Genomic DNA, 21908 nt, shown 5'->3' with positions numbered 1-21908 from the left:
GTCATACAAATGTCATGGCCGAAAGCCGGGGTTGGACTGGGGCTAGCCATCTTTGCGTGGGTTACATAATTGAGCTAACTTCTCGGACAGGACACCGGTAGGTGCAGGACTTGCCGATTTTTGCCTAGCAAACTGGTAGACTCTCACGGATGAATTCAGCTGCTCTAGATACCCTGCAAAATACCTTCGGCTATGACGCATTTCGCGGTCAGCAGGCCGAGATTATCGATACCCTCATTGCCGGGCGCGACGCCCTGGTGTTAATGCCTACGGGGGGCGGTAAATCCCTGTGCTATCAAATTCCGGCGCTGGTGCGGGACGGCGTGGCGGTGGTGGTATCGCCGCTGATCGCGCTGATGCAAGATCAAGTGGACGCCCTGGGGCAGCTGGGGGTCAGTGCGGCTTATTTAAATTCCAGCCTCAGTATGGATGAGGTGCGCTCGGTGGAGCAGGGCCTGCAGGCGGGGGATATAAAAATCCTCTATGTCGCCCCCGAGCGTCTGATTCAGCCGCGCACCCTGGAGCTACTGCAGCGCCTGCCGGTGTCGCTGTTCGCGATTGACGAGGCTCACTGTGTGTCGCAGTGGGGGCACGACTTTCGTTCCGACTATTTACAGCTGAGCCTGCTGCACCAGCAGTTTCCGCAAATACCCCGTATTGCTCTTACCGCAACCGCCGATGATCGCACCCGCGCGGAAATTGTCAGCCGCTTGCAGTTAGAGCAGGCGGCGCAGTTTGTCAGCGGTTTTGACCGGCCGAATATTCAGTACCGCATTGAGCAAAAGCAGAATGCGCGCCAGCAGTTACTGCGTTTTTTGCACAATGAGCACCCCACAGATGCCGGTATTGTGTATTGTCTGTCCCGGCGCAAAGTCGAGGAAACCGCCGCCTGGTTAAGCGCCCAGGGTTATACCGCCTTGCCCTATCACGCGGGGTTGCCCTCGGCCACCCGCCAGCAGAACCAGGAGCGGTTCCTGCGCGAAGACGGTGTGATTGTAGTGGCCACCATCGCCTTTGGGATGGGTATTGATAAACCCGATGTGCGCTTTGTGGCTCACCTGGATTTGCCCAAAAGCATTGAATCTTACTATCAGGAAACCGGCCGTGCCGGGCGCGATGGTCAGCCCGCTACCGCCTGGATGGCCTATGGTGTACAAGATGTGATTAAGCTGAAGCAAATGCTCAGTCAGTCCCAGGGTACCGACGAACACAAGCGGGTAGAGCACCACAAGCTGGATGCCATGCTGGGCTTGTGTGAAATCACCAGTTGTCGTCGCCAGGCGCTGCTGTCTTACTTTGGTGAGACCGATCATCAATCATGTGGTAATTGCGACACCTGCCTGACGCCGCCGGAAACTTTCGAGGGGACTGTGGCGGCGCAGAAAGCCCTAAGTGTCTGCTACCGCACCGGCCAACGTTTTGGGGTGAACCATCTGATTGATGTGCTGCTGGGTAAAGACAATGCCAAAGTCACCCAGTTTAATCACCAAAAACTCAGCACCTTTGGTATCGGTGAAGAGCTGGATGCCAACCAATGGCGCTCGGTGTTTCGCCAGCTGGTGGCTCGCGGCCATATGCAGGTAGATGTGGGCGGTTTCGGCGGGTTGCTGCTCACGGAAAAGTGCCGTCCGCTTCTAAAGGGCGAGCAGAGTATTCAGCTGCGCAAAGATATTAAAGTCGCCGGTGAACGCAAGGCCGCCCGCAGCAGTGGCGGGGCTAATCTGAGTGGTCCCGATAAAGCTCTGTGGGACAAGCTGCGCAGCCTGCGTAAAACTTTGGCGGACGAGCAGGGCATACCGCCCTACATGATTTTTCACGATGCCAGCTTAATGGAAATGGTGAGCCACCAGCCCCAAAGCAACGAAGCCCTGGGGCGCATTTCGGGGGTTGGGGCGAGCAAGCTTGAGCACTATGGCGAGGACTTTGTCGCCGCGATTACCGAACATGTGGAAAACCTGGCCGAGTACGCCGGCAGTGCCGCCAATGTTAAAGCCACCGAACACGAGACCTTTGCCCTGTTTAAAGCGGGCATGGGGGTGGCGGATATCGCCCGCCAGCGCGACATTACCGAAACTACGGTCTACGGCCATTTGGCGGGGCTGATAGAGCAGGGGCAGCTGGATGTGGCCGAGGTGGTGGAGCTGCCCGAGCAGGAGCTGGACGCCATCTTTGATGCCATGCTCGCCCACGACGATGAACCTTTTAAACTCAAACCCGTCTATGAAGCGCTGGACGGCGCCTATGATTACGGCATTCTGCGCTGCGTCAGGGCCGTAATTGTGCGGGAGACCAGTGAATGAAACTCGAAATTATTCTCAGTGGTCAGTGTAAAAATTCACCCAAAAACCAGCGGGTGGAAACTATCGCCGTAGCCTTGCTGGTGGGGGATACCAAGGCGGCTTCAACTTTGTTGAGCCACGATTGTGTGTGGCATTTGGCGGACGGGCAAACCCTAACCGGCGAAGATATCCACGTTTATCTAACACAGCGACAGCCGCCCGGTTCAGTGACGATTACCCATGTTATTACCCTCGGCAAAAGTGGGGCGGTTAATGCCCGACTTAACATTGGAAATACACAGTATCGCCAGTGCGATATATTTGATTTCACCAATGCCAAAGGCCAGAGCATAAAGCAGGTCACCACCTACCGGACGCTGCTCGATTGAGGTGGGGTTATCAAATAAATGGATACTAAAGTATGAGTAGAAGGTTGGTAAGCAGATTATTGAGTGCGGCAGCCTGCCGTAAGTTTTGGCTCGCTGTCGCGCTGCTAATGCTCGGCCTTGAGGCTGGGGCATTGTATTTTCAGCATGTCAAACACTATTACCCCTGCGAGCTTTGCATTTATGTGCGCGTCTGGGTGGCAGCACTGTTTTTGTTAAGCCTACTGGCGCTAGGCTTAACCCGCAGGCATTGGGGGCGGGTGATCAGCTCGCTGGCCGGTTTGGGGTTAAGTCTGGGCCTGGCGCTGGAGACCTGGAACCTGATAAAAGTCGAATACAATATCGGCCACGGCAGCGCCTGCGGTTTTAAAGCCAACTTCCCCACCTGGGCGCCGCTGGATACCTGGATGCCCTGGATGTTCGAAGTGCAGGATATGTGTCAGGCCACGCCGCCAGTGTTTTTGGGTTTGACCATGGCCCATGGTTTGGCCCTGGTAAGCGCCGGATTGCTCGCGATGTTTTTATTGGCTCTGGTGGGTAGTGTTTTTAACAAGAAGATTTAACCGTTCAGGTTTTAATTTTACCGTTGCATTCTTGGATGGATTTTTTAATGAATGGAGAAAGGGATTTATGAGTCGTAAAAGGTCTTTGTACAATTTTTTAATCGGTGGTTTGTTATTGGCATTGCTGGTTGGGTGTGGTTCCGGTTCTGATGAATCGCCCGAGGTAAACTTTACGCGACTTGATTGCCCCGCGGTGGCTTCGCATACAAGCTATACCGAACCCTATTTTGACGTGTTAACTGACCCCCACGCCTACCGTGAAAGATACTTGGCAACCGATTTGAACGCGCAAGACGAGGCGCCCGAGGTTAACTTTGAAACCCATCGTGTGGTCGTACTTCACGCTGGGGTAAAGTCCTCTAGCGGCCACAGCATTGATGTGATTAACATCGAAGACCGGGGTGAGAAACTTCAGGTGAACTACCGCGAAGGCGAACCGCAAACCTGCGGCGCCGATGGCGCACTCACTTACCCCTATTGTTTTATCGCGATTGAGGCTTCCGATACCCCGGTAGAGTTTTCGGGTGAGGTGGTTAACAGCTGCGATTAGTGGACGTTAAAGGTACTCTGTCGCTATGTACGTTCCCAACCACCTTTTTGTTAAGCGTGGTCGCGCTGTGGTTAAAGCGCTGGCGTTGAGGGAGCGTTGGCGGGGCTTGGTTTGAATGTTGGTCTTGGCATTGAAACTTGGAGTTTGGAGCTTGGAACTTAATTAAAGTTGAGTACGGCATTGGTCATGGCAGTGCTTGTGGTTTTCGTGCCAACTTTCCCGAGTGGGCGCCGTTAGACAGCTTCCCTGGATGTTAGAAGTGCAGAATATGCGTCAAGCGATATCACTGTTCTGTGGGGCTTGACCATGGCCCATGGTTTGGCGGTGGTAAGTGTGGTTTCGATTGGTTTTTTCTTTTTCGCACTGCTCCAGCCGTCAGGCGGCAATGTAACTCTCGAAGAGTTATTATGCGAGCGGCCCGCGAATAGGCCGCTCGCTATGGCTTTCAATACAATTGCCGCTAATTTACTGCGACGCCTATGGTCAGTGTCGCAGTGTATCCATCGCTTACCGAACCGTTGATGCTGACAAGCTGGCTCTCAATGCCATCGGCAAAAATGCCGTCTTCAGCGTATGATCGCACCGACGTGTTTTGTCCTTTCTCACGATAGAGATCAGAGTTATAAACGGCTTCAACTACGTCATCGGGAAACGCCAGTTGAGAGGTGGCGGTAGCGACCGAGGCCGTATCATTGTAGAGAAATACTTGAAAGTGAATGTGCGTTAGTCGCCCCGCATACCAACCGGGGAAAATGGTGTGGAAAGTCACTTCGCCGTTTTGATTTACGTCTTGCACGCCTCGGCAGAAAGTTTCGCCGATGGTATTGGCGCCCGGCTGAGAATAGCCGGAGTAAAGCCCGTCTTTGTCGCAGTGCCAGACATAAATAGACGCATAGGGAAAAGCTTCGCATCCGTTATTGATGTCTACTAAATTAAATTTTAACGTGAGCGGAATGCCTGGTTTGTCTTCGTGAATAGTGCCGCGAACATAAGCCGAGTTGCTGAGGATTGCTGACAGTGGATAGGGGCCTTCAGTTTCTTGTGGAATTAGCACACAACTGCCTTGCCCCGTGCTTATACTGGATGAGCTGCTTGCATTTGCGGCCCCCGTGTCGTTACTGCTGCCAGAGCCGCATCCGGCCAGCCCCGCACCAGCCAGGCTTGCACCTAATCCCATTAGTAGGTGACGACGGCTGGTTTGTGTAAGGTTTAAATCGGTTTTCGGTTTTACAAGCATAGGATGCACTCCACTTATTGTTGGCGATTCCAGAGTGCGGAGTTGGAGGCAAAAGTCGGAGTGAAGTTCGTGTGCGTGTACTAACTTTACAGTTTGATACATTCGTATACCGAGTTTTTCGTCAGCAGTGTGGCCGTTGTCTTGCCGTTAGTTAGCGACAATGTCTTGATCTCTGGCAAGGCTAAACCCGAACTGTTCTTTCCTTAAAGGGAAAATTCCAGTGTGAGTTTTAGATACCAATCGCTCGTTATATCCCCGTCGTAATCCACATACTCAATATTGGGCAGTAAGCGAAATTCAGGTGAGAGCCGGTACTCGCTTCCCAGAATATACAGGGTGGACTTGGACTCGGGAGAAAACGGCATATAGTCGATGTTTTCGCCGCGCGCGCTGGGCTTAAGCAAGCGGTCTACACGGGCAATGAGTGGCCAGGGCGTTGCCGAGGTTGAGGCAAATACTGAGAAGAGCTCGACATCGCCGGGGGTATTGTTGCCGCCGCGTGAGTCGCGGTGGGTATAGTGCGCACCGATACGGGTTTTGTCGTCCTGCCAGCGAATAAACACTTGCTCGGTATTGGCGCTGGGGGTTTCATGCTCGCTTTTTAGCCCATCGGCATACAGTTCTAGCGATAGCCGCTCCGTTAGTTTTACGTCGAGCGATGCTTGGTATTTGGCTTGTTGGGCGTGGTCTACACCCAGGGTGGCGCTGGTAGAGGTTGCAATCGCATAGCGAATCTTATCGCTAAACAGCGGGCCATTAACGCCCAGACCAAAAATTCGGCTGGTAATGCCCTGTAAATCCGGCGCGGTTTTCTCCAGCGAACGGAATTGCCAAAATGATTCGATGCGTTGGAACGTTAGCGCGCTCTGTTTACCGAAGATAACCTGATGCCTATGGATGTCCCATGCAAGGTAGGCATCCTTTAACTGGTTGCTGAAGTCATCGCCCTCGGCAATATGATCCGGGCCGTTGGTTTCACTGCGCAAGCGAAGGCTAACGGGTAACTCGGCGGGTGTTAAGTCCAGGGTTAAATAGAGCCTGCGCAGCCACAAGTCCGCATCATTATCAGCAGCCTCCAGATGGTGCTCGGGTATAGCGTATACATCGCCAAAGGCGATCAGTGAAGGATCAATGGACCAATCGGCGGGAACAGGTGAGCTTGCAGTCGCAAGCAGAAAAAAAGTGGCGGAAAACCTCACGAACACCTCGAATAAATAGCGGAGCCGCTAAGTATAGACGGCAATTGTTACTCGTTTAGTATTAGCTGCACCGATCGAAGGAGCTACGACTATCTGGCAGAATCTAGTTAATGAGCTGACCACGAATTATGACCAAAAGTGGTAGTATTGGTATCAAATGATTACCTGAGTTCATGAAATGTTAGAGCGACACCACCTGGCTTTGCTGCGCGCGGTTGAGCGCGAAGGGACTTTAACCGGTGCGGCCGAGCGCTTGCACCTGACGCAGTCGGCGCTGAGCCACTCAGTCAAAAAGCTGGAACAGCGCCTGGGAATTGAGCTGTGGGAGAAGGAGGGGCGCAGGCTGCGTCTGACCGCCGCTGGTGAATACCTGCTGTCGCTGGCCAATCGCCTGTTACCCCAGTTTGAACACGCCGAACAGGTGTTGCGCCAAATGGCAGCGGGGGAGCGGGGCGCCCTGCGTATCGGTATGGAGTGTCACCCTTGTTATCAGTGGCTATTAAAGATAGTGGGCCCTTACTTAAAAGCCTGGCCTGGGGTGGATGTGGATGTTAAACAGCAGTTTCAGTTTGGCGGTATGGCGGCGCTGTTTGGCCATGATATCGATCTGCTGGTCACCCCCGATCCGCTGCACAAGCCCGGTGTGTCCTTTACCCCGGTATTTGCCTACGAGCAGGTGTTGGTGGTTGGCGCCGAGCACCCCCTGGCAGCGAATAATTATGTGCTACCCGAACAGCTGGTTGATGAAGTATTGATTTCCTACCCTGTGCCTTTGGAGCGGCTGGACGTTTACAGCCACTTCTTAATGCCGGCGGGCTTGGCCCCCAGACGCCACAAAACCATTGAAACCACCGATATTATGCTGCATACCGTGGCTGCCGGGCGCGGGGTGGCGGCTTTGCCGCGCTGGTTGGTAGAGGAATATGCCGAGAATCTACCGATAGTACCCATAAGCCTGGGGCGCGACGGCGTGGCCAAGCATATTTACCTGGGCGTTCGCGAGGCCGATAAAAACACCGATTATGTGGCGGCTTTTATGCAGATGGCAAACCAGCAAGACGGGTAAAGAGGTGCAAAAATTCTGGCGAGAGATCGATCGCCTCGCTATGGTAAAAGCCATTCACAAACATAATAACGCGCTCAGGAGTTTGCCATGAAAAACCGTTTTTATCTGTTAACCGCCATACTGCTAAGTTGTAGCACACTGGTTTATGGCGACACTTATTCGGTTGAAAAGCACGATGATATTGAGTGGGCTGTCGCTGGCGATCGCTCATTAAAACTGGATATCTATACCCCTAAAACCGATGCCGAGAGCCGGCCGGTGGTGGTGATTTACCACGGCGGTGGCTGGCTGGTTAATGACGAAAGCGTGATGGACGCCATGAGCCAGTATTTGGCCGAACACGGCGGTTATGTGGTCGCGAATATGAACTATCGCCTGCTGCCGGATAATGGCAATACCACCACCATGAATGAAATCGTCGAAGACGTATTCGGCGGCTTGCTGTGGGTAAAAGCGCATATTGGCAACTATGGTGGTGACCCCAATCGTGTTGCCATTACCGGCGACAGTGCAGGCGGGCATTTAACCAGTATGATCTTAGCCGCCGGGCGCAACCTGGAAAGCGACGGTTTTGCCGGTGACAGTTTGGGTTTTAACCCCACTTGGTTGCCCGAGGGTAAAACCGCCGAACAGGTGGCCGCGGCCGATGGCTTAAAAGTACAGGCGGCGGTGGTGAGTTACGGCGCCTTTGATTTGTATGCCGCCGCGCAAAATGGATTTGAATCATCGCAAAATATGTTTTGGCAATTTGCCAACGCCGAGGCCCGCGGTATTTTTGGCGACGAGGTTAATCCCGACGACCACCCCGAGCACTACCGCGCCGTCTCGCCGCTTTACAATATTCCCCCAAGCGATGAGTACCGTTTACCGCCGCAATTCCATCACGTGGGTAGCGTGGACACCACCACACCACCCGAAGCGGTAAAGGCCTATGTCGATAAGCTACAGGCCGCCGGGCAAAGTGCGAGCCTTAAAATCTATAAAGGGAATAATCACGCTTATATGGATACCGGCTGTATCGAAGTCTTGGGCAGCTGCTTTGATACCCATGCCGTGCCTGTGCTAAAACAAGACATCTTGCCGTTTCTGCAAGAGCATCTGTAACGCCAGACGAGGGCTCGTTTAATGTCCGATATCCCCGACACCCCTGACCCATTGGTTTTACAGTATCGGGAGCGGCGGGTGGAGCTTCACCTGCGCCGCGATGACGACGACATTGCCACGCTGCTGGCCTACGCCGGCAGTGGCCCGCAGCCCGACAAAAGTAGCCTGCAAGGGCCCTACCAGCGGCTGGAGCAAGCCATAGGCGCGCGCCGGGCTGTGGCGCGGCAGTTACAGAACCAGGGATATGAATACTTAAGCGATGAGCATCCCATGTGGTCGCTGCGGGCTCAGCGCGATATTAACGCCATGCGCCATATCAAATCCGATTCGGCGGTGGATTATCGTTTCGATCCTAAAGATGTGTTTTTGGATTGGTAGTCCGCGCCGGACAAATTTACACCTGGGCGTAAACTTTACTCGGTCCCTGCTTCTATTGTCCGATTGGTAAGCCTGTTTACCCTTGCTCTGAGGCTTTTATCGGTTGGCACAGGCTTCGCATTGCTCAATGGGTAAAATAATTGAGGAGTGTGTAATGGCAAAATGTAAACCTATCGTTTGGTGTTTTTTTCTCGCCTGTGTCGTTCCTTTTGCTCAGGCGGAACCCGATACAACCGAGCCGGCGTCGGACTCTTCGGCAGAACTGGGTCCGCAAATAGTTGCCGTGCACTTTGAGTTTGATTCCGCCGACTTGCAGCCGCTGGCTAAGACTCAGTTGTTGGGGGTGATCGACGACGCGAGAGAACTGGGCGTGGAATATACCGCCGGGGTCAAAGGTCACACCGACGCGCAAGGGCCCGAGTGGTACAACCAGACGCTATCCCGTCAGCGCGCTGAGAGTGTGGTGGAATATTTGCAAATGCAGCGCGCTGGGGCCACCCAGTGGCAAGTTGATGGCTTGGGCGAATCCCAGCCTGTGGCCAGTAATGATGAAGAGTCGGGGCGGGCTCAGAACCGTCGGGTGGAAGTGACTTTTACGCCCGCCAGTGCATCGGCCCAACCTCAGACTGTCAGTCGCTAGTTTTATCGCAAGCGGGGCCGCGAGTGCAGCCCCGGTGTTTCTATTGGCCCCACAGAGAGCTCAGCGAGCCCAGCAGTTCTTTACCGCCATTATTGCCCACATAATCCAGCACAATCGGTGCAAACTGATTCACCATGGTCGGGTCCATGCCCAGAGTATTAAACACCGACTTTACGCTATCCATACTGGTGATCTGGCCGATCAGCTGCGAGCTTAAGCCGCCGCTGCCGCCGGTGGGAAGAATATCGCCCAGCGCCGCGGCATTCTCGCCCGACAACTGATTCGCCGCCAGAGCCAACAGGGCCGAAGTACCGCCCGCGGCCTGATCCGAGCTAACCCCTAAAGATTCGGTCAGGTTGTTTACAAGCCCGCTGGGCATGGCCGACTCGGAATTCGAGCCCAGGGCTTTATCGACGTCGTTTAAATCAAACCCGTGTGCCGATACGGCAAAAAACAGGGTCAGGGCGGCGATTAATAATTTATTCATACTCATACTCCATTAAGTGAGGGGTGGGGCGTTAAGTTGTGGTGTCCCGGTAGGAGCAGCCGTTGCCCGCGCGACTATTTTGCGGGCTGGGTCCGGGTTGGGCAAGCGCGGGGTGTGCGTCAGAGCCGGAATTGGCGGATTAATCATGTTAACCTGTCGCTTTTATGAGCTGAGTCACTGTAAGCATTATGAGCAACCGAATCGTCAAAATTGTTACTGCCGTGTTTTTATTGGGTGTGTCGCTGGGGGGCTGGGCCTCGGAGCTTGAATTGGCCTCGGTGAGTGCCAAGGTGGCGCCCCTGTCGGGCGACTCTGTCGCCTACAGTAAGCGGGCCGATTGGGTCATGCCCATTGCCTCGGTCACTAAAGTGATGACCGCGATGGTCGTTTTGGATTCTAAGGCGTCGCTCGATGAGCGGGTCAGTGTCGAAGATCGCCACTTTCCCGCTGCCGCCAACGCCTATTCGCGCATACGTCCGGGGTCGGCGGCCCGGCGGGGCGATTTATTGGATATCGCTTTAATGTCATCCGAAAACTACGCGGCTTATTTACTGGCCCGGCATCACCCCGACGGTTACGATGCCTTTATTGCCGCCATGAACGCCAAGGCCCGCGAGCTGGGGATGACCGATACCCGGTTTGTCGACTCCAGCGGTTTATCCAGCGACAATGTTTCCAGCGCCGATGATCTGCTGAAAATGCTGCAGGCGGCCTATCAATATCCCCGCATTCGCGAGGCTTCCACCAGCGCTAAAAAGGACGTCTGGTTCACCCGACCCGGCTATTCGCTTTACTACGCTAACACCAACCCTCTGGTGCGCAGCAGTCGCTGGGATGTGCAACTGAGCAAAACCGGTTATCTGTCCGACGCCGGCCGCTGTCTGGTGATGGTGACCGAAATCGAGGGCGAGCCAACGGCGATGGTGTTCCTAAATTCCTTTGGCAAGCGCACCCCGTTGGGCGATGCCGGGCGGGCTAAGCGCTGGATTACCGATGGTACAGTCAGCCGCATAGCCGCGGCGGCCAAACGCTACGAGCAGGATACCGCAGAAAATTTAGCCGCTATTCAGGTAACCGCCGAGGCAGAACAAATCAGCGACAGCACCTCGGTACAATAAGCAAACGACCATATTTCTCGCCCAGTTAGTGCCCGCGCCCTATTACCCCGGCAACTATGATTGCCAGGTTGTAGGATGCGGGGCGCTGGGGGCGACTCTATCGCTCGAAGCAAGTCCCGCTTGCGGCCCAGGGGAATCTTACCTATATTCGATCTGGCGGCGGCACGCCCATTGCCGTCACACACAGACAATAAAAAAACGGACGAGACCATGACACTATCTAAGATGACCCTTGCAGGGATATGCTCCTGCTTGCTGGTGGCCTGCGCCAGCCAGACCTCTAACCCCAGTGATAAAAGCCTGGATCAAAACCACGGCTTTACCGATGCCCAGGTATCCGAGGCCGAGTTTTGGAATATCCCCTATCCCACGGCGTTTGATGCCGATAGCCTGAGTAAACCGCAGGCCTTGCTAAGTGTGCAGGGCAATAAAATCGTCAACCCGGCGGGTGACACTGTAAATCTGCGCGGCGTGAATATTGCCGACCCGGCCAAACTGGACTACGACGACCAGTGGTCCGAGCGCCTATTTGCCGAAGTGGCCGACTGGGGTGCCAATGCCGTGCGCATTCCCATTCACCCCATGGCGTGGCGGCGGCAAGGGCAAGACTGGTACTTTGCCCGCCTGGATGAAGCCGTGCGCTGGGCCAACCAGCACGAGCTGTACATTATTCTCGACTGGCACCTGATTGGTAATATCCAGGCCAATCTATACCAGCACCCTATGTACGAAACCACCATGGATGAAACCCGCAAATTCTGGCAGCAGGTGGCCTTGCGCTATCGCGGGGTGCCCACCATGGCCGTGTATGAGCTGTATAACGAGCCCACCCACGATTTTATTGGCAATGGCGCCGAGTCCCTGGGTAAAGCCAGCTGGGAAGGGTTGCGTGCCATTCATGAAGAGCTGATTGATTTGGTACACGTCTACGATCAAAACATTATCCCCCTGGTCAGCGGTTTTAACTGGGCCTACGATCTAAGCTTTATTCCCGACCAGCCCGTGCGCCGCGAGGGCATTGCCTATGCCATTCATCCCTATCCGCAAAAGGCCAAGCCCGCGCAGGATACCAAGCAAGACTACTTTGATGCCTGGCAGCAGCAGTGGGGTTTTGTCGCCGATAGCTACCCGGTGCTTGCCACCGAGCTGGGTTGGGTAAAAGAAGACGGCTATGGCGCCCATGTGCCGGTTATTCATAACGAGGGTACCTACGGCCCCCGCGTGGTGGAGTTTATGGAGGCGCGGGACATCGGCTGGACCGCCTGGGTGTTTGACCCCGATTGGTCACCCACCCTAATCAACGACTGGGATTTTACCCCCTCCGAGCAGGGCGCTTTCTTTAAGAAAACCCTTACCGAGCTTAGGGATTAATACTCAAGCGCCCTGTGGGTCGGGGCGCTTTATAACCAAGTAAACCCCACACATGAAACTTATAGTTAAAACGTATAAAGAGGGTGGCGCATTATCCATTATAATGCGAGTTGTTTAAGCTAAGCTCAAATCAACAAAGGGTATTCACCAAAGGCTTCCGCTGAATGGCATCTAAGCTGCGCGACTATTTATCACCGACCGACCTTGGGCTGGCGTTACTGGCGATTTTGTCAGTGGCGATTTTGATGATGCCGAAGCAGTGGATTACTCGTGAGTATCAATTGCCTTTATCTGAGTTTCAAACCGCGGTGTTTAGCGATGCGGTCATTGGTGGCAACAGTCGCGCGACTATGCTCGAAAAGGCCAATGCATGGGAGTGCAGTTTGCGCGCGGGATTTGAAGACCCGTTTTGCAGTTTTCAAATTGCGTTAGTCGGACCCGATGGCAAGGGATTGGATTTATCGATCTACGAATCTATGACACTTAACTTGCGTTATGAGGGGAGCGCTAACGGCGTGCGTTTGTACTTGCGTAATCGCCACCCTCACTACTACGTAGTCGGTGATTTAACCACGACAAAATACAATGGCGCTGAGTTGGATGTCGACAGCCTCAACAGAGGGGCTTATACCTTCAGACTCAAAGATTTTTCGGTGGCCGATTGGTGGATCACTTCTAAAAGCATCCCCATGGCGCTGTCCCACCCCGATTTTAATGATGTGTTGTTTATTGAAATACAAACCGGTTCTGATGTGCGCTCTGGCGAGCATCGCTTTGAGCTAGAGAGTATTTCTTGGAGTGGTCCTATTGTTCGGCAGTCAACACTGTACCGAGCCTTGGTGGTTATCTGGAGTGCAGCCATTGTACTGGTGTTATTGATACGCGTGGTGACGCTTAATCTGCAATTGCAGCGACACGCTCGCTATCAGTCTGAGCTACAAAAGATTAACGGCCTACTCAATGTTAAAAATCGAAAATTTGAAGAGTTGGCCAAAACTGACGCTCTAACCGGTGTAGCAAATCGCCTGGGGGTGCGCGAAGTGCTTTACCGCAGCTTGAACGACTGGCGGGCCAAGCGCACTCCCTTGTCGTTGATTATGGTGGACATTGACCACTTTAAAACCATCAACGATAAACACGGCCACGATATGGGCGACAAAGTCCTACAGGTGGTTGCCGAAACCTTTACCCATAGCGTACGACAAACGGATTTGGTGGCCCGTTGGGGCGGGGAAGAGTTTATTGTGATTTGCCCTAACACCGAGTTGCTGCAGGCGCAGTCGGTGGCCGAAAATCTTCGCGGTCGCTTAGCGAACACCTTGGTTGGTGGTGCGGTGCATATTACCGCGAGCTTTGGTGTCTCTACCCTGAGCGATAACAATTTGGATGAGCTGTTCCGCCAGGCCGATGATGCGCTCTACCAAGCAAAAGCCTCGGGCCGTAACCGGGTGGTATCGGCTGATGCTACCGCCCCGCCCAAGCTCGCGAATGGGTGATGCGCAGTTAATGCTTGCCAGAAAAACGGCCTGCTAAAGCACTCCCGGAATCAATATTTTGCTGCGGCGTTTGTAATCGCGGTAGCTGTCACCAAAGAACGCGAGATTCTCGGCCTCTTCCACCCGCACGGTCAACCCCACAAAAATCACTAACACCAGCAGCAAAGCTGAGGAAACGAGCCCGACGCCCTGCAAGAATATTCCCACGCCTAACAGTAAAAGCGATGAGTACATCGGGTGGCGAATATAGCGGTAGATGCCCCAGGTCACGAGTATACGGGTGTTCTCAAAAGCAAAGTTTTCCGGCTTTTGGCGCTCGTCGCGTCCGCCTTGTTGCAATTGTTTTAACCCCACTAAAACCATGGCCAGTGAGCCGCTCATACAAAAACCGGCGGCAATACCCAGGGGGGTGAACAGTTGGATATTTTGGGGGTGCAGGTTAAGCAGTGCCAATGCCAGTAAAGTCTCAAAGGCAAAAAAACGATAAAAGCCGTGGCAACGGGGGTTGCTCAGTTGGCGCCAACACAAACCGATCAAAGGCAAGCTCAGTAAACCAAACAGTAAGAGTGGTGTAGCCATGGACTCAGTCACTGCACCCATGCTCCAGCTTTTGGGCGAGCGCTCGTTCGCGGTACAGACGCCGGATGGTGTTAAGATTGACCGCAATCAAAGTCATCTCCAATAGCGTTAAGCCAATCGAGCCCACAATAATATTGTTGGTTAGCCAGCAGCAGGCGCCCAGTAAAAAACCAAACCGCATGGCGATACCGCGCAAGCAAAACACCGTGTAGGTGCCAATACAGCTGCCGATAATGGGGAACAGGTCGTACCAGGCGTCGGCCAAGTATAGCCCCCAGCCCAGGGTGATGCCGATAAAAGCATAGGCGACCACACGCGAGCTGGTATGCAGCGCCAGAGAGGTGCGAACGAGCGAAAGCAGGGCGCTCAAAACGGCTGTGGTCGCGCCCAAAAGCGCGAAGTGCAGGGCGTGATTGAGGTTCATGGCCACCATCACCCGTTTAAGGTGGCGGTCATCGCGCTGATAAAAACAGGCAATGCCCAATAAAAAGCTGACAAAGCCCACCGCTTGGGCGATATTCAGTTCCGGAAAGGTCATAGGGAATCGGCGCACTACCCGCAATTGGAGGTGGTCAAAAAAGCGGCGAACCTTACCAGAAACCCGTCATGTGCGCTAGCCGTTCAACACGCGCAGCGCCCGCTGGACATAGAGTCGCTCAATATAAGGCCCAGACACGTTACTCTGAACGGGATGAAATCAAGGAGATAGATGATGAACGCATTACTTAAAAAGAGTTTAATATTGATCGGCCTTGGCGTTTTTGCATGTGCCAGTGTTCAGGCGCAAACCGATGACTATGCCTCCGAGCTGAACGGTAGCTGGCGCGGCTTGCTGGAGTTTCCTCAGGGCGTGCATTTGGCGCTTGGGGTCAATATCAATAATGGTCACATCACTCTGGACAGTCCCAATCAGGGTAGCTACGACATGGCGCCCACCGAGTATCGTTTAGCGGGCACCGAGGTCAGCTTTAGTAAAAAAGAGCTCAATGCCAGCTTTCGCGGTCAACTAAAAAATGGTCAGTTGCACGGCACTTTTAAGCAAGGCAAAGCGGTTCCTATTAGCTTACAAAAGCTGGGTGCGAGTGATCGTGAAAGAATGGCATTAGAGGGGCGCTATACCGGAGATTTGGTCATTGACGGCAGTGCCAGCTTGCCGCTGGTGCTCAATGTTGCCGTGCTACCCGAGGGCTTTGTAGGCACGTTGGACAGCCCAGCCCAGCAGTCTTACACCATCCCTTTGACCAACCTGAATATTGATCAAAATCGTGTAAGCTTTGAATCGCCCATGATTCACGCGAGCTACAAGGGCGATTTTAAAGACGGTGCCTACCGCGGCACGTTTGTGCAGGGCTTGGAGCGGCCCCTTAACTTACGCAAAGAAAAGCCGGGCGAGGAGGCGCAGTCCGCCATCCCAAAGCCACAGGCGGGTAAGCACGGCGGCGCGCAGGCCGTGATTACCCGCGATCATGTCGACACCGAGTTTTTTGCCGATCACAATGCCGATACCCTGTACGAGATTGGCTCTAACACCAAAACCATGGTGGCCTATACCCTCGCGCAAATGTTACGTGACGGTCGGATCACCCCCGCCAGTCAAGTTGGCGATTACTGGCCAGAGGTCAAAGACCCAATAACATTGGTTGATTTGGCGAGCCACCACAGTGGCTTGCCCCGTCTTCCTGAAAATATGCTTTCCAGTGCCGAATCTTTTACCGACCCCTATGCTCTTTATGATGATCAGCTGCTGCAAAGTGCCTTGCAAAACGTCAGCCTTAATCGGGAAGGGTATCTGTATTCCAATTTTGGCTATGGTGTTTTAGGTCAGGCTCTGGCCCGCGAAGAAAAAGTCAGTTTTGAACAATTGCTCCAGGGCCGGGTATTTGCTCCTCTGGGTATGAGCAACACCTATGTGGCCCTAAGTGCACAGCGTGATAAGCCCAGGTTAGCCCAGGGATACAATGTGATGGATGAACCGGTCGCGCCCTGGCATTTTGATGCTTTGGCAGGTGCCGGCGCGGTGATCTCTAATTTGGATGATATGGTGAAATACTTGCAGGCAATGCTCAAGCTTGCCTGCGATGATAGTCCGCTGCTGGCCACCATGCTCAACCCCGCGCAGACCCTCGGTGAGTGTTGCCCGCACCCGCTGGGCTGGATGATAGAGCAGGACTCCAAAGGGCGCGACTATGCCTGGCACGGCGGGATGACCGCGGGGTTTAGCAGTGTCATCGGATTTTATCTGGACGGTTCGCGAGCAATGGTGCTGTTAAACAATCAGTCAATTGCCTTGAGTCAAAAAAATCTTGAGCCTATGTTTAACTGATTTATGAACAGTATTTTTTATCCGATTTATCAGGCGGTTGGTTGGCTTGCTTTATACATTGGCCTCACCTTCGCGATTTCTTTTAGGCCCTTTTTTACTCCGTTTGAGTATTTGTACGGCGCAGTTCTGATTGGCGCGGCGGCGGGCTTTTCACATTTGATGCGCGCAGGCTTCAAGCGCTGGTTGAAAGAGCGTGCCATTTATTGGCAAATGCTCTATCTGGCATTGCAGTCGCTGCTGGGGGGTATGGCGGCAGGCCTCGCCCTGGTCGCTTTTGTCCTCGCGCTGGCAAAGGCGGGTATTACCGATCCGGTTGCACCGGGGCAGGAGGCCTTGGTTTTTAAAATGGTGTTTTGGGGCAACGCGATCAATATGATTACCGCCTTGCTGTTATGGAGCGCCTGTTACCTCACCATTGTGAAAGCTCGTCAGCTTCGCGACAGCAACCAGGCGCTTGCCTCCAGCCAAATGGATGTACTGGTCCAACAGCTAAGCCCTCACTTTTTATTTAACGTTCTCAATAATATCCGTGCCATGATTTTGGACGACCCCGCCAAAGCCCGCGAGGCTTTGGCGCAATTGGCCGACATGCTGCGCTATAATTTACAGCGGGATAACAACAGTAAGGTCAGTCTGGGCGAAGAGTTGGATGTGGTACAAGAATACATCGCGCTGTGTCAGCTACATTTTGAAGAGCGACTGATATTCCAAGCGAAGGTAGACCCCGAGGCCAACACTTTATTAATTCCGCGTATGTTGCTGCAACTTTGTGTAGAAAACGCCATCAAGCACGGCATCAGTAAGCTGGAAAAGGGCGGAACCGTTTATTTGAACGTGGCATTACAGGGCGCGACATTAATGATTGAATTGCAAAACCCCTGTCCCTCGCAAAATAGCGATAATGTCGATGCTGAGCCTGGGATCGGTTTGCGCAATATTGAAAAACGCTTAGCGCTTATGTATCCACCGAAATCAGCCTGGTTAAATTTTCAACGCACAGGAGGGCAGGGCACTGATAGCGTTCAGGTAAGATTATCCTTGCCCATTGAACAGGACCCGTCTCAATGCGCATAGCGATTGTGGATGACAGTCGTTTGGCACGTCTGGAATTAAAGCAGCAATTAGTTGATATAACCGACCCGCATACGATTTTAGAGGCGGCCAGTGTTGCCGAGGCTGTGGATTTATTGGCGCGCGAAGCTGTTGACCTTTTGCTGTTGGATATTGATTTACCCGACGGTACTGGTTTTGATGTTTTGCAGCAGGTGTCTAACGTTCCTGCGGTTATTTTTGTAACGGCTTTTGATGAGTTTGCCGTGCGCTCGTTTGAGGTTAACGCTCTGGACTACTTGCTCAAACCCGTGCGCCAAGAACGGCTGCGCGCTGCGTTAAGTAAGGTACAAAATGCGCCCGAGGCACGCCCACTATCCACCCATCAGCGTATCTTCATTAAAGACGGCGAACGCTGTTTTTTTGTTAGCCTGGCCGAAGTCTTCGCCTTTGAGGCTATGGGGAATTACACCAAAGTGCATCTGGCCAGTGCGAGCCCCTGTGTCTACCGGCCCATCAGTGCCATTGCTGAACGCTTGGCCGAGGATCAGTTTTTTCGTGCCAGCCGCAGTTGGGTAATCAACACGGCCTATATCACGACTATTGATCCCGCTGTAAGCGGTGGGTTTGCGGTGACCTTGGGTAACGGCCTTGAGGTAGCCATTTCTAAGCGTCAGGCGGCTCAGTTTCGAAGGCTGTGGTCCCTTTGACTATTGGTAAGACCAAATTGTGTGATAAATACTGTAATCGGTTTCGTGGGTGTTGACGGGCGAACGCTTTGTAATCCCTCGCGAAAATCACTGGCACCGGAAATATTAATCCTGTTTTTAATAGAAAGTGGTGCTTTTCTGGCTAAAAGTACCTGATTGTCGACCAATTTTGCCCTATCATGCGGCACAGATTTAAAATTGGTTTGGATAGGCCAATAAAATAATATAGAATAAATTGGTAAGCCCAATTTTGTTTTGTGGTTTGACAATAAAGAACTGAGGAACCTGCTCGATGAAAAAACGCGCTCCGCTCGTGGTAGCGAACTGGAAGTTAAATGGGGGCACCGATCTAATCTGTACCTCGGTGGCGTCATTTTTAAATCAAAGCTTTAAGGCGGAAATTGGTATTGCGCCACCCTATGTGTATATCAGCGATATGGTCAGCTTTTTGCGCAACTCCAAAATCATGGTGGGCAGTCAGAATGTCAGTAAATTCGCCTCGGGCGCTTTTACCGGCGAAACTTCGGCGCAAATGCTTAAAGAGGTGGGGGCCGACTTTTGCCTGATCGGCCACTCCGAACGCCGCCAGATGTTTCTGGAAAACGATGCTTCCTGTCACACCAAAATTGAACGCGCTCTGGCTGCCGGGGTTATGCCTATTCTGTGTGTGGGGGAAAATAATCAGCAGCACGAGTTGGGACTAACCCACGATATTCTCTACCGTCAGCTGCACCAAGCGCTGCCCGGATTAGAGCTAAGTGGTAAGCGCCTGTGTGTTGCCTACGAGCCAATTTGGGCGATTGGTACCGGTAAGGCGGCGACTGCCGAACAGGTGCAGGAGGTACACGAGTATATCCACCAGGAGTTAATCGCCATTTTAGGTACCGAGGCTGCCGATTCGGTACAAATCTTATACGGTGGCAGCGTGAAAAAAGATAACGCCGCCGAGCTGTTGGCCAAACCCCACGTGGATGGTTTGCTGGTAGGGGGCGCCAGTTTGGACCCCGAGCACTTTGCGCAAATTTGCGCCATTGCCAACGACGCTGTGCCCGCGTAAGTTATAGGGTTTAAACCCGCAAAGATAAGGATAAAAGTAGTGACTGATTTAGCCCAACAATTGGCCGACGACAAGGTGCCCAGTGAGCTGGCCCAGCTGGTGCAAACCCTGGCTGAGGTAAGCCAGAGTATTTCGGCCAAGGTGCGTTTAGGGGCACTCGCCGGAGTGCTGGGCAGTGCCGGCGAACAAAACGTTCAGGGCGAAACCCAGAAAAAGCTGGATGTGATTGCCAATGACCTGCTTAAAGAGGCCTTGCTTCGTCTGCCTCAGGTGCGAGCGGTTGCCTCTGAAGAAGAGGATGATGTTGTTGGCGCCAATCACGGTGGTGCCTATATTGTGGCGTTTGATCCGTTGGACGGTTCGTCCAATATTGATATCAATGGCCAAATTGGCACTATATTTACCGTCTATCCCGCTCGCGATGACGTCGCCTGCGACAGCGATGCCCAGTTTGCCCAGCCCGGTCGCAAGCAAGTGTGCGCCGGCTACATGCTTTACGGTCCGTCCACGCAAATGGCGTTAACTACGGGCGGCCCCTCGCGTTTATACACCCTTGTGCCCGACCAGCAGAAGTACCAGTTAACCGAAGCCGAGTTGCGTATTGCGCCCGAATGCAATGAGTTTGCGATCAATATGGCCAATCAGCGTCATTGGTCGCCTGTGGTTCAGGGGTATATTGCGAATTTGCAGGCGGGCGCGGACGGCCCCCGGGGCAAAGACTTTAATATGCGTTGGAACGGCGCCATGGTGGGCGACGTGCACCGGGTGCTAATGCGCGGCGGAATCTTTTTGTATCCGGCTAATACGCAAAGTAAGGTTCACAACGGCAAATTGCGATTGTTGTACGAGGCCAATCCTATGGCGATGTTGGTCGAGCAGGCCGGTGGCAGCGCTGTCGTTGGGGAGCAGGCCATTTTAGATGTCGACCCTGAGAGCCTGCACCAGCGGGTGCCGGTGATTTTAGGCTCAGGGGCCGAAGTTCAGGCTTTTCAGGCCCTGAGTTAAGGCGTTGAGGTAGGGCCGGGTGCCGCCGATTGGTTGCTCGCAGTTTAAAGGCGATAATCGCTCTGTGCCTTACTAGCCCACGACGACTTAGAACACAGTTGCTGCTAGTCCTACTCACTGTGTGCATCTTAATCCGTCTGGAGCGGGCTCCTTAGATTCACGGGTTTCGCCCTGCGCGGGAGTTCGTCTTGCTCAGGGTGGCGGCCTCGCCCCGCGGGCAAGGATGATGACCGTTTCTCAGTTTTTGTGCTTATCGCGCTAGCCTCTGGCTGTCGCTTTTCTTGCATGAGTAATCTCTTTATACTCAGTCGTGACCGAGCTTACCGGGCTCACTGTTATCCATCGGAGAGGATTGTATGAAGTCATTACGCACTGCCACCAGTATTGCCACCCTTCTTGCCCTGGGCGTTTTAACCGCCTGTAGCGAACAAAACGAAACCTCCAGTGTTGAACAGGCACAAGAGACTGTGGAAAAAGAAGTGGTCGAGCCCACCGCGCAAGCGGTCGAAGAGGCTGAAGCCGCCGTGGCCCAAGCCGCCGCCGAAGTCGAAGCCGAGATGGAAGAAGCCGAGGCTGAAATGGATGCCGCCTATGGTGAAAAGCCCTTTATTGTGCTGACCGAAGAGGCCGAGCTAAGCGCTACGGTGGTTTCCATTGATCAAGAAAGCCGCGAGGTTACCTTGGCCACCGCCGATCAGGAAATGACGCTGGTCATCGGTGAGCAGGTGCAAAACCTAGATCAGGTGCAAAAGGGCGATGAGGTTCTGGCGGCCTACACCGAACAGTTGACTCTGGAGTTGATTGACGGTGAAGGTTTAGATGCCGGTGAAGGACTGCTGGAAATTGCCGAGCGCGCCGAGCAGGGGCAATTGCCTGGCATGTTGGCGGGTAAAACCCAGGTGCGCGTGTTTATGGTTGAGGCCATAGACCTTGAAGATAACACCTTCAAGCTGCGCAACGTCGAAGGTCAGGTGCGTGAATTTGTCGCCCGCAACCCCGCAAATTTAAAGGCCGCGCAAGTGGGCGATGCCCTGGTGGCCACCATAAGCAGCATGGTGGCCGTGGAAGTTGTTCACCCCGAGTAACCCAACATGACAGCCCCGGGTTAATGTCCGGGGTTGTTGCTTTTCTCACCGCAGTCCACATAGCTTCCGTTTTATTTCATAGCAGTAACGCGATAGCGACTGCCGCCCAACTGGTCTATGCTTTACCGCTTTAGAGTAAGTAGCGCTCGCCGCTTCCGCTAAGCGGCCTTCGCCGGTTATCATACAAGTCTTCAGTGCCGCCTTGGCATAAAGGACCCTTAATCA

Annotated in this window: 22 protein-coding genes; 17 read left to right on the top strand and 5 right to left on the bottom strand. The window is 53.5% G+C overall.

Translation table 11 applies throughout. The features are described 5' to 3' along the window. Positions 1-149 precede the first annotated feature (149 nt). From recQ to M6D89_RS08345, 4 genes are all read left to right on the top strand, one after another. Positions 150-2300, top strand: a complete 2151-nt coding sequence (recQ, locus tag M6D89_RS08360) for a DNA helicase RecQ (RefSeq protein ID WP_253967557.1) — start codon at positions 150-152, stop codon at positions 2298-2300. Further along, positions 2297-2668, top strand: coding sequence for a nuclear transport factor 2 family protein (locus tag M6D89_RS08355; RefSeq protein WP_253967556.1), 372 nt, complete (start codon positions 2297-2299; stop codon positions 2666-2668). The genes recQ and M6D89_RS08355 overlap by 4 nt, the downstream gene beginning before the upstream one ends. A 32-nt stretch (positions 2669-2700) precedes the next feature. Beyond that, a complete protein-coding gene (locus M6D89_RS08350; protein WP_253967555.1) occupies positions 2701-3228 on the top strand; it encodes a disulfide bond formation protein B in 528 nt (175 codons plus the stop codon). Positions 3229-3295: 67 nt separating this feature from the next. Further along, the gene (locus M6D89_RS08345) at positions 3296-3778 is read left to right on the top strand and encodes a protease complex subunit PrcB family protein (RefSeq protein ID WP_253967554.1); all 483 of its coding nucleotides are present in this window, start codon (positions 3296-3298) and stop codon (positions 3776-3778) included. Positions 3779-4238: 460 nt separating this feature from the next. Here the strand turns inward: M6D89_RS08345 and M6D89_RS08340 are convergent, their stop codons facing one another. Together M6D89_RS08340 and M6D89_RS08335 are read right to left on the bottom strand one after the other, a co-directional pair. Next, a complete protein-coding gene (locus tag M6D89_RS08340) occupies positions 4239-5015 on the bottom strand; it encodes an intradiol ring-cleavage dioxygenase (RefSeq protein WP_253967553.1) in 777 nt (258 codons plus the stop codon). Between the two features lie 203 nt (positions 5016-5218). Next, positions 5219-6214, bottom strand: a complete 996-nt coding sequence (locus M6D89_RS08335; protein WP_253967552.1) for a hypothetical protein — start codon at positions 6212-6214, stop codon at positions 5219-5221. Positions 6215-6392: 178 nt separating this feature from the next. Here M6D89_RS08335 and M6D89_RS08330 point away from each other — a divergent pair, with 178 nt between their 5' ends. The 4 genes from M6D89_RS08330 to M6D89_RS08315 all read left to right on the top strand — a co-directional run bounded on the left by M6D89_RS08330 (position 6393) and on the right by M6D89_RS08315 (position 9402). Further along, positions 6393-7280, top strand: coding sequence for a LysR family transcriptional regulator (locus M6D89_RS08330; RefSeq protein WP_253967551.1), 888 nt, complete (start codon positions 6393-6395; stop codon positions 7278-7280). Between the two features lie 87 nt (positions 7281-7367). Further along, positions 7368-8384 carry an alpha/beta hydrolase gene (locus M6D89_RS08325; protein ID WP_253967550.1) on the top strand — a complete coding sequence of 339 codons (1017 nt, stop codon included), beginning with the start codon at positions 7368-7370 and terminating at the stop codon, positions 8382-8384. Between the two features lie 21 nt (positions 8385-8405). After that, positions 8406-8762, top strand: a complete 357-nt coding sequence (locus M6D89_RS08320; RefSeq protein ID WP_253967549.1) for a PA4575 family protein — start codon at positions 8406-8408, stop codon at positions 8760-8762. A gap of 154 nt (positions 8763-8916) precedes the next feature. Continuing rightward, complete coding sequence (locus M6D89_RS08315; protein ID WP_253967548.1) at positions 8917-9402, top strand: OmpA family protein; 486 nt, start codon at positions 8917-8919, stop codon at positions 9400-9402. A gap of 40 nt (positions 9403-9442) precedes the next feature. On the opposite strand, the gene M6D89_RS08310 is transcribed toward M6D89_RS08315, so the two are convergent. After that, positions 9443-9889 (bottom strand): DUF2780 domain-containing protein, encoded by a 447-nt coding sequence (locus M6D89_RS08310; RefSeq protein WP_253967547.1) that lies wholly within the window; start codon positions 9887-9889, stop codon positions 9443-9445. A 188-nt stretch (positions 9890-10077) separates the two neighbouring features. On the opposite strand from M6D89_RS08310, the gene pbpG reads away from it, so the two are divergent. The 3 genes from pbpG (at position 10078) to M6D89_RS08295 (ending at position 13874) form a co-directional block, all read left to right on the top strand. Beyond that, positions 10078-11007: a D-alanyl-D-alanine endopeptidase gene (gene pbpG / locus M6D89_RS08305; RefSeq protein ID WP_253967546.1), complete on the top strand. Its 930-nt coding sequence runs from the start codon at positions 10078-10080 to the stop codon at positions 11005-11007. 210 nt (positions 11008-11217) lie between these two features. Beyond that, entirely contained in the window at positions 11218-12378 is a 1161-nt protein-coding gene (locus M6D89_RS08300; RefSeq protein ID WP_253967545.1) for a glycoside hydrolase family 5 protein, read from the top strand. A gap of 164 nt (positions 12379-12542) precedes the next feature. Then, positions 12543-13874, top strand: coding sequence for a GGDEF domain-containing protein (locus M6D89_RS08295; RefSeq protein WP_253967544.1), 1332 nt, complete (start codon positions 12543-12545; stop codon positions 13872-13874). Positions 13875-13907: 33 nt separating this feature from the next. Here the strand turns inward: M6D89_RS08295 and M6D89_RS08290 are convergent, their stop codons facing one another. Beyond that, positions 13908-14453, bottom strand: coding sequence for a methyltransferase family protein (locus M6D89_RS08290; protein ID WP_253967543.1), 546 nt, complete (start codon positions 14451-14453; stop codon positions 13908-13910). Between the two features lie 4 nt (positions 14454-14457). Next, positions 14458-14991, bottom strand: a complete 534-nt coding sequence (locus M6D89_RS08285; RefSeq protein WP_253967542.1) for a YgjV family protein — start codon at positions 14989-14991, stop codon at positions 14458-14460. 171 nt (positions 14992-15162) lie between these two features. On the opposite strand from M6D89_RS08285, the gene M6D89_RS08280 reads away from it, so the two are divergent. The 6 genes from M6D89_RS08280 to M6D89_RS08255 all read left to right on the top strand — a co-directional run bounded on the left by M6D89_RS08280 (position 15163) and on the right by M6D89_RS08255 (position 21683). Then, the gene (locus M6D89_RS08280) at positions 15163-16776 is read left to right on the top strand and encodes a serine hydrolase domain-containing protein (RefSeq protein ID WP_253967541.1); all 1614 of its coding nucleotides are present in this window, start codon (positions 15163-15165) and stop codon (positions 16774-16776) included. 3 nt (positions 16777-16779) lie between these two features. Continuing rightward, positions 16780-17850, top strand: a complete 1071-nt coding sequence (locus M6D89_RS08275; RefSeq protein ID WP_253967540.1) for a sensor histidine kinase — start codon at positions 16780-16782, stop codon at positions 17848-17850. Next, the gene (locus M6D89_RS08270) at positions 17841-18536 is read left to right on the top strand and encodes a LytR/AlgR family response regulator transcription factor (protein WP_253967539.1); all 696 of its coding nucleotides are present in this window, start codon (positions 17841-17843) and stop codon (positions 18534-18536) included. Before M6D89_RS08275 ends, M6D89_RS08270 begins: the two co-directional genes overlap by 10 nt. Before the next feature lie 292 nt (positions 18537-18828). Then, entirely contained in the window at positions 18829-19593 is a 765-nt protein-coding gene (gene tpiA, locus M6D89_RS08265) for a triose-phosphate isomerase (protein WP_253967538.1), read from the top strand. A 39-nt stretch (positions 19594-19632) separates the two neighbouring features. After that, the gene (locus M6D89_RS08260) at positions 19633-20598 is read left to right on the top strand and encodes a class 1 fructose-bisphosphatase (protein WP_253967537.1); all 966 of its coding nucleotides are present in this window, start codon (positions 19633-19635) and stop codon (positions 20596-20598) included. A 356-nt stretch (positions 20599-20954) separates the two neighbouring features. Further along, complete coding sequence (locus tag M6D89_RS08255; protein ID WP_253967536.1) at positions 20955-21683, top strand: hypothetical protein; 729 nt, start codon at positions 20955-20957, stop codon at positions 21681-21683. Positions 21684-21908 lie beyond the last annotated feature (225 nt).

It is taken from the genome of Gilvimarinus xylanilyticus, assembly GCF_024195295.1.
Lineage (GTDB): Bacteria > Pseudomonadota > Gammaproteobacteria > Pseudomonadales > Cellvibrionaceae > Gilvimarinus > Gilvimarinus xylanilyticus.
The sequence above is the reverse complement of the archived record's forward strand: the minus strand, read 5'-3'. Positions and strand labels throughout refer to the sequence as shown.

Excerpts from the sequence above, each read along its gene's own strand:
- M6D89_RS08285 (WP_253967542.1), bottom strand. The coding sequence starts at position 14,991 with ATGACCTTTCCGGAACTGAATATCGCCCAAGCGGTGGGCTTTGTCAGC.
- M6D89_RS08350 (WP_253967555.1), top strand. The coding sequence starts at position 2,701 with ATGAGTAGAAGGTTGGTAAGCAGATTATTGAGTGCGGCAGCCTGCCGT.
- M6D89_RS08315 (WP_253967548.1), top strand. The coding sequence starts at position 8,917 with ATGGCAAAATGTAAACCTATCGTTTGGTGTTTTTTTCTCGCCTGTGTC.
- M6D89_RS08255 (WP_253967536.1), top strand. The coding sequence starts at position 20,955 with ATGAAGTCATTACGCACTGCCACCAGTATTGCCACCCTTCTTGCCCTG.
- M6D89_RS08295 (WP_253967544.1), top strand. The coding sequence starts at position 12,543 with ATGGCATCTAAGCTGCGCGACTATTTATCACCGACCGACCTTGGGCTG.
- M6D89_RS08345 (WP_253967554.1), top strand. The coding sequence starts at position 3,296 with ATGAGTCGTAAAAGGTCTTTGTACAATTTTTTAATCGGTGGTTTGTTA.
- M6D89_RS08300 (WP_253967545.1), top strand. The coding sequence starts at position 11,218 with ATGACACTATCTAAGATGACCCTTGCAGGGATATGCTCCTGCTTGCTG.
- recQ (WP_253967557.1), top strand. The coding sequence starts at position 150 with ATGAATTCAGCTGCTCTAGATACCCTGCAAAATACCTTCGGCTATGAC.
- M6D89_RS08280 (WP_253967541.1), top strand. The coding sequence starts at position 15,163 with ATGATGAACGCATTACTTAAAAAGAGTTTAATATTGATCGGCCTTGGC.
- M6D89_RS08320 (WP_253967549.1), top strand. The coding sequence starts at position 8,406 with ATGTCCGATATCCCCGACACCCCTGACCCATTGGTTTTACAGTATCGG.
- M6D89_RS08275 (WP_253967540.1), top strand. The coding sequence starts at position 16,780 with ATGAACAGTATTTTTTATCCGATTTATCAGGCGGTTGGTTGGCTTGCT.
- M6D89_RS08325 (WP_253967550.1), top strand. The coding sequence starts at position 7,368 with ATGAAAAACCGTTTTTATCTGTTAACCGCCATACTGCTAAGTTGTAGC.
- M6D89_RS08290 (WP_253967543.1), bottom strand. The coding sequence starts at position 14,453 with ATGGCTACACCACTCTTACTGTTTGGTTTACTGAGCTTGCCTTTGATC.
- pbpG (WP_253967546.1), top strand. The coding sequence starts at position 10,078 with ATGAGCAACCGAATCGTCAAAATTGTTACTGCCGTGTTTTTATTGGGT.
- tpiA (WP_253967538.1), top strand. The coding sequence starts at position 18,829 with ATGAAAAAACGCGCTCCGCTCGTGGTAGCGAACTGGAAGTTAAATGGG.
- M6D89_RS08340 (WP_253967553.1), bottom strand. The coding sequence starts at position 5,015 with ATGCTTGTAAAACCGAAAACCGATTTAAACCTTACACAAACCAGCCGT.
- M6D89_RS08355 (WP_253967556.1), top strand. The coding sequence starts at position 2,297 with ATGAAACTCGAAATTATTCTCAGTGGTCAGTGTAAAAATTCACCCAAA.
- M6D89_RS08270 (WP_253967539.1), top strand. The coding sequence starts at position 17,841 with ATGCGCATAGCGATTGTGGATGACAGTCGTTTGGCACGTCTGGAATTA.
- M6D89_RS08330 (WP_253967551.1), top strand. The coding sequence starts at position 6,393 with ATGTTAGAGCGACACCACCTGGCTTTGCTGCGCGCGGTTGAGCGCGAA.
- M6D89_RS08310 (WP_253967547.1), bottom strand. The coding sequence starts at position 9,889 with ATGAATAAATTATTAATCGCCGCCCTGACCCTGTTTTTTGCCGTATCG.